This window comes from Paracoccus ravus, assembly GCF_004522175.1.
GTDB classification, from domain to species: Bacteria; Pseudomonadota; Alphaproteobacteria; order Rhodobacterales; family Rhodobacteraceae; genus Paracoccus; species Paracoccus ravus.
Map to the genome: position 1 here is coordinate 1 of NZ_SDEB01000051.1, position 8,544 is coordinate 8,544.

Genomic DNA, 8,544 nt, shown 5'->3' on the forward strand with positions numbered 1-8,544 from the left:
CTTTGAACCGCCATGGCGCTCAACGGCCTGAAGCACGGCCATCGCGCCGGAGATCAGGAGCCTTCTGATGTCGCGCTGTCCCATCTTCGAGGTCTTGCCCAGACGAGGTTTGCCTCCTGTAGAATGCTGGCGGGGCACAAGTCCGAGCCACGCGGCAAAATCCCTGCCGCGCCGAAAGCCAGACAGGTCAGGCGCAAAAGTTTCGATAGTGAATCCGGGGAAGGTGAAGGGCCGCCCCTCCCGCATCCGGTCACGCTATGTGCGACTTCTCTGCCTCCGGTCTGAGCGTCGGCATCGGAGATTGTGACCGAGCCGTATTCGTCAGGCCGAGCGACGGATATGGGCCGAGTTCATGCTGGCCGCTTGGTCACCCAGATAAGGTTATCCCACAGCTCGGCCATCGCGCCATCGGGGCCCTTGCCCATTCGCGCGACCTTCTTCGCCTCCCGCGTGATCCAATCATCCGACGCATCGGCGATCATCGCCAACTCCTCGTCAACCGTAGGGAATGGATCAGCCTTTGCCAGCATCTCCGCGTTTGCCCAAGGCGGAGGTTCCGCATGCGAGACGATCAGCAGATGGCCACCGGGCGCAACACGCCCGGCGGCCTCCCGCAGAACCTGAGCGCGCGGCAGATCGACATGGCTCTGGAAGTAAAGCGCGGAGACCAGATCAAAGCGCCCTTCGGGCAGGCCTTGCCCCAAATCCCGCGCCTCGAACCGGGCGCGGTCCTGCAGCCCGAGTGACACGGCGCTCGCCGTGGCACGGTCGCAGGCGACGCCTGAGATGTCGACCCCAAGCGCCCGCCAGCCCTGCGTCGCAAGCCAGAGGACATCGTCGCCATTCGATGAGCCAAGATCGAGCGAAATCCCCGGCTTCAGCCCTTGCGCGACTTGCACCAGCAGCCTGCTCGGCTGTCCCGATGAAGCGCTGCGCTTCGTGCGGTAGATTTCGTCCCAATGCGCGCGGGGATCGGCGTCGATCATATTGTTCTCCTTGAATAGCGAGCCTGCGGTATCGCAGCGATCAGGCCTCCGGCCAGACCAGAGAGCGATGGAGTTGCGCGCCAGCCCAAGCGCCGTCACCGACCGCCAGCGACACGGAATGCGGCACCCGAGCCGCATCGCCGCAGGCGAAGACGCCGGGAAGATTGGTCTCCTTCGTCTCCCCCGTCGCGATCTGGACGCCCATCGGCGTCTCCATCAGCTTGCACCCCATCTTCACCGCCGCATGGCTTGCCGGCGTGCAGCGCGGCGCAGTGAAGAGGCCCGCGAACGATAGCTGCCGACCATCGGTCAGCACCACCTCCGCCTCTCCTTCGATGCCGATGATCGGCTGCCGCTCCACGGTGACGCCGCGGCGGTGCAGCTCCGCTTCCGCCTCGTCATTCAGGGGCACCACGCCATTGGTGAACAAGGTCGTCTCGCCCCATTCCGGCAGCAGCTGCGCCTGATGAAGCGACATCTTACCCGTGCCGATGACGCCAATCCGGCCCTGATCGAGTTCATAGCCATGGCAATAGGGGCAATGGAACACCGATCGCCCCCAGCGCTCGGTCAGTCCCGGGATGCCCGGCAGCTCATCTCGAACGCCGGTCGCAAACAGCAGGCGGCGCCCGCGATGCGCGTCCTCGTCGGCTGTCTCCACCACGAAGCCATCCTTCCGGCCCGAGGCGGCGGTCACTCGACCTTCGATCCACTCCAATGCCGGATAGGCCTCTAGCTGTTTGCGCGCATTGGCATGGATCACCGCCGGATCGACCCCGTCTTGGCCCAGAAAGCCATGCGAATGGCTGGCGAACCGGTTGCGCCGCTGCCCCGCGTCTATGATCAGAACCTTGCGCCGGGCACGCAGAAGCTGCAGGGCGGCTGCCATTCCGGCGTAGCTGCCCCCGATCACGATTACATCCTGCATCTGGTCTAGTCCTTGGTTGCGCGCCTTTCCGCATGCCGCCGGGTGAAATCGGCGGCCAGATCGGCGAGGGTAACATCGGCAAAACGCTCCATCAGTAGCGCCTCGGCCTCGAGGAATGCCTTGTCGAGCGCGGCATTCACCGCCTGCTCCACCAGACATTCCGGGACCTCATTGCGATTGCCGATGGCGAAGATCGCGGGCTCTCCCAGGGCTTCGTGCAAGTGACGTAGGCTGACGATCCTCAGGTCGGCGCTGATGCGCCAGCCGCCCGAATGCCCCCGCTCGGCCGAGACCAGCCCCGCCTCGCGCAGGAGCCCCATCGTGCGTCGCACGACGACAGGATTGGCCCCGAGGCATCGGCCCAGGGCGTCGGAGGTCATCGGCCCTTCATGCTCTGCCATATGCAGAAGAGCATGGAGAACGGAGGAAAGACGACTGTCGCGTTTCATGTAACTACATATGTTACGATTCGGCACCAAGGTCAAGTCTGTCCAGCTCGGACCCGTCAAAGAGCTTCAGGGTGCCACGAATAGACCTTCAGGGAAACATGGCGAAGCGCGCCAGTTCATGAGCTTTGCTCAGGCACTCTGGATCATCCGCGACATGCCTGCTCTCTCCGAACTATTTGGCTCGGGTATGAGCGAGGGCGCCACCACGATGCAGTCCTGTTTGAGCTTCACCAGCTGGCGATACAGGCCATAGCCGCAAGGGACCGCTTCATAGCAAAAGTGAAGTTCGCGGTCGCCACTGCCCAGCTTTTCGACAGCTTTCGCACATGGTCGGGACGATGGGGGGATCGTGCCCCAATGTCGGACTTCGCCACCCCGCTCACCCTGCGCCAGGGCAACCGAAATCGTCGCCTTGTGGACATCCAACCCGATGAATATGCTATTCTGTATGTGGTCTCTCCCCCATTCTTGAGGCTCGGCACCGGCCAACCTGGTGCAACTCTCGAACGGAGAATGCCGCGGGAGAGGCCGCCAACCCAGCTAGCTTACCGCCCGATCATGGGGTCTAGGGCCGGGCTAGGCTAAAAGAGACGTTTGCCGCGCTGGTCGATCAGGCGAAGGCGCTCAGGCGAGCCTGCCAGCGCGACCTGTTGGCCGGTGCGGGGCGAAAGCTAACGGGATCGTTAGAGCAGACAGACAGAGGGAGTCGGGATTTCTGCATTGCCAATGCCGCTACGTGTTGGCTCAGATCGCCGAGGCGATATCGGTCTTGGCGAAGTCTTCGCCGACATAGAGCAGCGGCGCTTGGAGGTTCTTGGCCAGCACATAGGCGAAACAATCGCCCATGTTCAGGCCTGCCGGATGGCGGCCTTTGCCCCATGCCGCATAGGCGGCGGCAGCGGCGATGGCGTCCCTCTCGGTCAGCGGTGCGATGCGGATGGTCGAGAGCAACCGCTCGACCGGGGCTCGGATCCCGCGCATTTCCGCGACGATCAGCACCTCTTGCAGGGTGCCTGCGGACATCACCGCATCGCTGGCCTGTGCCAGTGAGGTGGCGATCTGCTGCGCTTGCGGCTCGGCCAAAGTGACCGCGATTAGGGCCGAGGTATCGACGACAATCAGCACGGAAGCCCGTTCTCGTCGTAGAGGTCATGGGGCATCGGCTTTGCCCCCATGGCTGCAGCTTCCTTCTGGACGCTGGCGATCAGGGCAAGGATCGCAGCGGCGGGCAAGCGATCGCGACGCGGGACGATATCGGCGACCGGCTGGCCGTGGCGGGTCAGAATGACGGTTTCTCCCGCTTCGGCGCGGCGCACCAGATCGGTCAATTTGCCTTTGGCTTCTGTGATCGGCAATTCCATGGCGGCGCTCCTTTGTTCTGTTGAAAATGGACCATTATGCGGACCATTTCAAGCGGCGTGTCCGGCCTCGCTGCATCACGGCGAGTGCATCCACAGGGGAGTTCATTTAGGCCCGTGGAGGTGGCAGCATATCAGCACTACAGGCAAACTAACCAACGCCTCCGCATTGATGCTCCCGGCGGCATCGGCACGACGGGTGGAGATCTAGCTATGGGTGTCCGTACCGATCTGCACTAGCAAGCGGTGGCTTCGTCCGCCTCGAAACCATCTCATCATGGATATCGCTGCACATTGACTGAAAGGCCGTTAAGGGAAGGCCACGAGCGACTAGAGCTGGTCTCGACTGGCCGCTATAGGCCGGGCTGGGGTCAGCGTGGGGTGGTAAAAGCCGAATCTGCTGCCGGCAACAGCGCGTATCCGCGAAGCGCCGGTAAATTTTTCCGCGCAGGGTAGAACTGGCCTGCCAAGCACTTGGCAGGGCCAACGCGGGGCTGCGTATGAATCGCTTCAGTTCACTCGATCAAGTGGCGAAGACCGGTGCTTTCACGGTCTCAATGCCCAGTGATCCCTGCCAGCTTGTCGGGATTGCGGGTGATATAGATCGCGGTGATCTTGTTCTCGATCACCTCCAGGGCGGTGGTCTGCAATACGCCGTCGACCTCGCTGACGAAGCCGGGCAGGCCGTCGATGGTGGTGGCCTGCAAGAAATCCATCCTTCCGCCGAATTTGCGAGCGAGGCTGGCAAACAGCCGAACGAGATTGTCAGCGCCGACGATGACATTGGGATAGGAATGGACCTTGCCGCCACCATCGGCATGAAGGCTCGCATCCTTGGCCAGCATCATCCCCAGCCGGGCCGGATCGCCGGAACGGCAGGCCTCGAAAAAGGCCCGCGCCAGTTCGTGACCGCTCACTCGCGAGACCTCGTAGCGGGGGCGGTCGATCTGGACATGGGCGCGGGCGCGGCTGGCAAGCTGGCGGGTGGCGGTTGGGCTGCGCTCGATGGTCGCCGCCACCTCGTCGAGGGGCTGGCCGAAGACGTCATGCAAAAGGAAGGCTGCGCGTTCGAGCGGCGAGAGACGTTCCAGCGCCATCATCAGCGACAGCGTCAGGTTGTCGGGGCGCAGGGCATCATCCTCGGGCTCGATCAGCGGCTCGGGCAGCCATGTGCCGGGATAGGTCTCGCGCCGCGCACGGGCGGATTTCATCTGGTCGAGGCACAGCCGCGACACGATGCGGGTCAGCCATGCCGCCGGATTCTCGACAGCCGTGGCCTTGTGCCAGCACAGGAAGGCGTCCTGAACGACATCCTCGGCCTCGGCATGACTGCCAAGCATCCGATAGGCAAGGCGCAGCAAACGGGGCCGCTGCGCCTCGAAGATCGTCGGATCAGGCGGCATCGGCCTTGGCCTCGGGCAGGCTGGTCGCATGCGGGACGCGAAATCCCGCCTGCACGCGGTTCCACAGGTTGATCGCGCCGATCGCGACCGAGAGCCATGCCTGCTCATCCGCATCGAATGTGGCCTCGACCATTTGCCAATCCGCGTCGGGCGCGCCGGTATCGGCCAGACGTGTCAGGGACTCGGTCCATGCAAGGGCGGCACGCTCGCGTTCGGAATAAAGGCTGCTTTCGCGCCATGCGGGCAGCATATGCAGGCGCAGCGGGGTCTCGCCGTCCCGCAGTGCCTCGGAGAGATGCATCTGGATGCAATAGGCGCAGCCATTGATCTGCGAGGCGCGCAGCTTGACCAGATGCAGCAGCCCCTGTTCGATCGGGCAGGCCTTGAGCGCGGTCTCGAGCGCGAATAGCGGTTTGAACCCAGCTTCGGCGCGTTTCATGTGATCGGTCAGGCGGGGTGTCATGGTGATCTCCTGTTTTGATCTGACACCCTGTTGACGAGCCAGAACAGTCCGATGTGACATGGGCGAGGCATTTTTCACCGCCAATCCTCCCGACCCGCTCGCCGCGAACGCCGAGCGATCAGATCTTCGTCACGCTGGGCGGCCGCTGCGGGTTTGAAAGCCTCGATCAGAGCGCCTTCATCGCGGCGAACCTGACCGCCGCGCAGTTCGACTATGACAGCACCCGCCAGATCGGCGGTGGCCTTGGCACGGCCAAGGGAAGCACGGATGGCAGTAATCTGTTCGGCGCGAGCGTGAAGCTGGGCTACGACCACGGCACGCCCGATTACCGCGTGACGCCGACGGCCGGCCTGCGGGCCAGCCACCTGCAGCGCGACGCGTTTGCCGAGACCGGCAGCGAAATGGCCCTTGCCGTCGAGAAATTGAGCGAGGACCGCACCGATCTGCTTCTGGGGGTTGAGGTCGAGGCCACGCCCGCGCAATTCGGCAATTGGAGCGTCGCCCCTGCCCTGAGCGTCGCCTATGAGCACGCGCTGGACGGCGGCGACACTGAAAGCAGCGGTTTTATCGAGGAACTTTCCCTCGATCAGGTCTCGGACTTCGACGACAAGGACGTGATCCGGCTGGGGCTTCGGTCAATGCCAAGTTGGAGCAGTTCACAGTCTCGGCCGAGGGCAGTTATCAGGGAGAGAATGCCGGTGGCCTGATCGCGGTCAGCTACGCGTTCTGACAAAACCGCTTCCGGCAGGGCGACAGTGCCCTGCCGGGGACCAACACCGGTTGCCGTGCGCTGGCTAACTCTGCCCCATGGTCAATTGCATTGCTTTTTTCCGTGGTGGCGCTGGAATACGACTGGGCCTTGGTCTTTTCTGCACATCAGTTTCGGGTACTTGGGACACCTATTCGGCAACGGGAAACGATGGATTAGAAACGCTAAGCGAAGCGCCGAGATCGAGATCCTTCTGGCCCGCGTCTAGAACGAGCGTCGAAGCACAGTGACTAGTGAAGAGGACGACGGACAAGTCTGGCCTTTCTGAGAATCGACGCATTTAGAGACTGATCTTCGTCACACGCCGAGGTCGGCAAGCCAGACAAAACCCGTCTTGACGTCCTACCGTCGGAAGCGTCTTGAAGCCTGATTGGCGTGAGCCTGTTGGCCCACGTCATCCTCTTCGCGCGACCTCCAAAGCTCAAGCCGCCCCACGCCGCATAGATCAGTCCGCAAGAGACCCATCTCGGCACTATTAGGTTTCCATCAGAATTCCAACTTGGCAGCAGAGTCGACGGCGACTTGGGGCCGAAACGGAATGAGTCCGCCGTAGGCTCACCGCACTCGGCCGCGCCCATGGAAGAAGGGCCGAAGCTGCTATGCACGATCCATTCGATCCCCGCTGGGAAATGTTTGTCACCCGACGCGAGCACGCGCTCAGCGCCCCCGTTTGCTCAGTACTTTCCGAAGAACACGGACAGAGTTCGGGCATGTCAGAAGCTTCTCGGCCTTGTCGCGCGCACTCACCTGCGCCCTTTCGGGAAAATTCATCGCTTGCTGCGACGGCTGGTGACAAGGACGACTTCTGAATGCTTCCGGTGCCGGATGTAGCAAATGACGCCGTAACGCTTTCCCATCAGCGGTGATGCCGGAGATGTATTTGCGCTAGCATTACATGGTCTCGATCCGCAAGCCGACCTGGCCGATATCCTGGATAGCATCCACGACCACACGAACAACCGTCTCAGCGAGTTGTTGCCTTGGAAATGGGTGCCAATGATTGCACGTAAGGTCGAGGCCGCGTGATCCGCGACTGACCTCGCAGTCAATCGAAAACATCCGCGGTCTCAACCGGGCGCTTACTGCATGTGTCGGATTGGCTGTGGAGCGCCAAGCTTAGTCTCGCGGTTTGTCAGCCGCAGCAGACGTTTTCGGCGTCATCCACGGACCTCGTCCGGTGAGGACGATCCCGCCGCAACCGGTCGAATGGGTCAGGTCATGCGACGCCCTCCGATGGATCACGGCGGAACTCGGTGCCGTCGGTCAACATGAGATGGGCATTGTTGCAAAAGTCCGATTTGAGGCGGACTCCCCCCTTTCCCCCTTGGGATCAGGCCACGCGCTCGATCTCGGCGTTGCCGAGGGCGTTGAAGCGGTTCATGAGCGCGATGCGGATGTGGATTTCGGCGGCTTGTCGGTCGGGGTCGCGTGACGAGATCCGCTGGCCGAAGGATTTGAGGCACCGCATTTTCGCCTCGACCCTGCTTCGGACATGATAGTCGGACCATCGCTTCCATGTCGCACGACCGAAGCGTTGCGTTGCGCGCAGGATGTCATTGCGGGCCCTGGCAGCGGGGCAATTCTCCTTCCAAAGGCGACCGTTCCGGCGGATGGGGATGATTGCGGTACCGCCCCGATCTAGGATCGCGGTGTGGCAGCGCCGGGTATCGTAGGCTCCGTCGGTCATTGTCCCGATCTGTTCTACTGCCAGGATCTGGGCCAGAAGATCGGGAAGAACCGGGCTGTCGCCGTCGCTGCTTGAGGTGAACTCGAACGCCCGTATGTCTCCGGTGGCAGTGTCCACGGCCAAATGAACCTTGCGATACTGGCGCCTGCGATGGGTGCCGTGCTTGCGGGCCAGCCACTCGCCATCGCCTAGGAATTTTATCCCCGTGCTGTCCACCAACAGGTTCAGCGGCCCCGGCGTACGACGGTTGGTTATCTGGATCGTGATCTTCTTCTGTCTCCGGCTGAGGGTCGAGAAGTCAGGCACTGGCCAGTCGAGCCCGGCCATCGCAAGAATGCTGCCAACCATCCCGGTGGTTTGCCGAAGTGGCAGGCCGAAGGAGAGCGTCCGATCTTCTGTGTATGACTGATCCGGTCCATGCTTCACCGAAAGGAAGCATGCATGACGATCTCCAAGGAAATCCTCGACGAACTGCTGAAGGGTGTTGAGTGCCCTGAGGAT

9 protein-coding genes and 2 pseudogenes are annotated in these 8,544 nt (G+C 62.4%); 2 read left to right on the forward strand and 9 right to left on the reverse strand.

The genetic code is table 11. The annotated features are described in order from the left end of the window. The 8 genes and pseudogenes from ESZ60_RS19885 to ESZ60_RS19920 all read right to left on the reverse strand — a co-directional run. Nucleotides 1-195 (reverse strand): annotated as a pseudogene (locus ESZ60_RS19885) (transposase); the annotation flags it as partial. Between the two features lie 155 nt (nucleotides 196-350). Then, entirely contained in the window at nucleotides 351-986 is a 636-nt protein-coding gene (locus ESZ60_RS19890; protein WP_134682404.1) for a class I SAM-dependent methyltransferase, read from the reverse strand. Between the two features lie 40 nt (nucleotides 987-1,026). Beyond that, a complete protein-coding gene (locus ESZ60_RS19895; protein ID WP_134682405.1) occupies nucleotides 1,027-1,914 on the reverse strand; it encodes an NAD(P)/FAD-dependent oxidoreductase in 888 nt (295 codons plus the stop codon). 5 nt (nucleotides 1,915-1,919) lie between these two features. After that, on the reverse strand, nucleotides 1,920-2,363 hold the full coding sequence (locus tag ESZ60_RS19900; protein WP_134682406.1) for an RrF2 family transcriptional regulator: 444 nt from the start codon (nucleotides 2,361-2,363) through the stop codon (nucleotides 1,920-1,922). Nucleotides 2,364-3,107: 744 nt separating this feature from the next. Beyond that, entirely contained in the window at nucleotides 3,108-3,488 is a 381-nt protein-coding gene (locus ESZ60_RS19905; protein WP_209021376.1) for a type II toxin-antitoxin system VapC family toxin, read from the reverse strand. Next, nucleotides 3,482-3,724 (reverse strand): type II toxin-antitoxin system Phd/YefM family antitoxin, encoded by a 243-nt coding sequence (locus ESZ60_RS19910; RefSeq protein WP_134682407.1) that lies wholly within the window; start codon nucleotides 3,722-3,724, stop codon nucleotides 3,482-3,484. The genes ESZ60_RS19905 and ESZ60_RS19910 overlap by 7 nt, the downstream gene beginning before the upstream one ends. A gap of 551 nt (nucleotides 3,725-4,275) precedes the next feature. Further along, the gene (locus ESZ60_RS19915; RefSeq protein ID WP_134682408.1) at nucleotides 4,276-5,124 is read right to left on the reverse strand and encodes a sigma-70 family RNA polymerase sigma factor; all 849 of its coding nucleotides are present in this window, start codon (nucleotides 5,122-5,124) and stop codon (nucleotides 4,276-4,278) included. Continuing rightward, complete coding sequence (locus ESZ60_RS19920; RefSeq protein ID WP_134682409.1) at nucleotides 5,114-5,587, reverse strand: carboxymuconolactone decarboxylase family protein; 474 nt, start codon at nucleotides 5,585-5,587, stop codon at nucleotides 5,114-5,116. The genes ESZ60_RS19915 and ESZ60_RS19920 overlap by 11 nt, the downstream gene beginning before the upstream one ends. Nucleotides 5,588-5,640: 53 nt before the next feature. On the opposite strand from ESZ60_RS19920, the gene ESZ60_RS19925 reads away from it, so the two are divergent. Then, nucleotides 5,641-6,294, forward strand: a complete 654-nt coding sequence (locus tag ESZ60_RS19925; protein WP_134682410.1) for an autotransporter outer membrane beta-barrel domain-containing protein — start codon at nucleotides 5,641-5,643, stop codon at nucleotides 6,292-6,294. A 953-nt stretch (nucleotides 6,295-7,247) separates the two neighbouring features. Then, nucleotides 7,248-7,382: pseudogene (locus tag ESZ60_RS19930) on the forward strand (transposase domain-containing protein); the annotation flags it as partial. Between the two features lie 304 nt (nucleotides 7,383-7,686). Here the strand turns inward: ESZ60_RS19930 and ESZ60_RS19935 are convergent. Continuing rightward, a partial coding sequence (locus ESZ60_RS19935; protein ID WP_425331339.1) for an IS5 family transposase occupies nucleotides 7,687-8,544 on the reverse strand: 858 nt, incomplete at its 5' end.

Coding starts and splice junctions, on each gene's coding strand:
- ESZ60_RS19890 (WP_134682404.1), bottom strand. CDS start 986: ATGATCGACGCCGATCCCCGCGCGCATTGGGACGAAATCTACCGCACG.
- ESZ60_RS19895 (WP_134682405.1), bottom strand. CDS start 1,914: ATGCAGGATGTAATCGTGATCGGGGGCAGCTACGCCGGAATGGCAGCC.
- ESZ60_RS19900 (WP_134682406.1), bottom strand. CDS start 2,363: ATGAAACGCGACAGTCGTCTTTCCTCCGTTCTCCATGCTCTTCTGCAT.
- ESZ60_RS19910 (WP_134682407.1), bottom strand. CDS start 3,724: ATGGAATTGCCGATCACAGAAGCCAAAGGCAAATTGACCGATCTGGTG.
- ESZ60_RS19915 (WP_134682408.1), bottom strand. CDS start 5,124: ATGCCGCCTGATCCGACGATCTTCGAGGCGCAGCGGCCCCGTTTGCTG.
- ESZ60_RS19920 (WP_134682409.1), bottom strand. CDS start 5,587: ATGACACCCCGCCTGACCGATCACATGAAACGCGCCGAAGCTGGGTTC.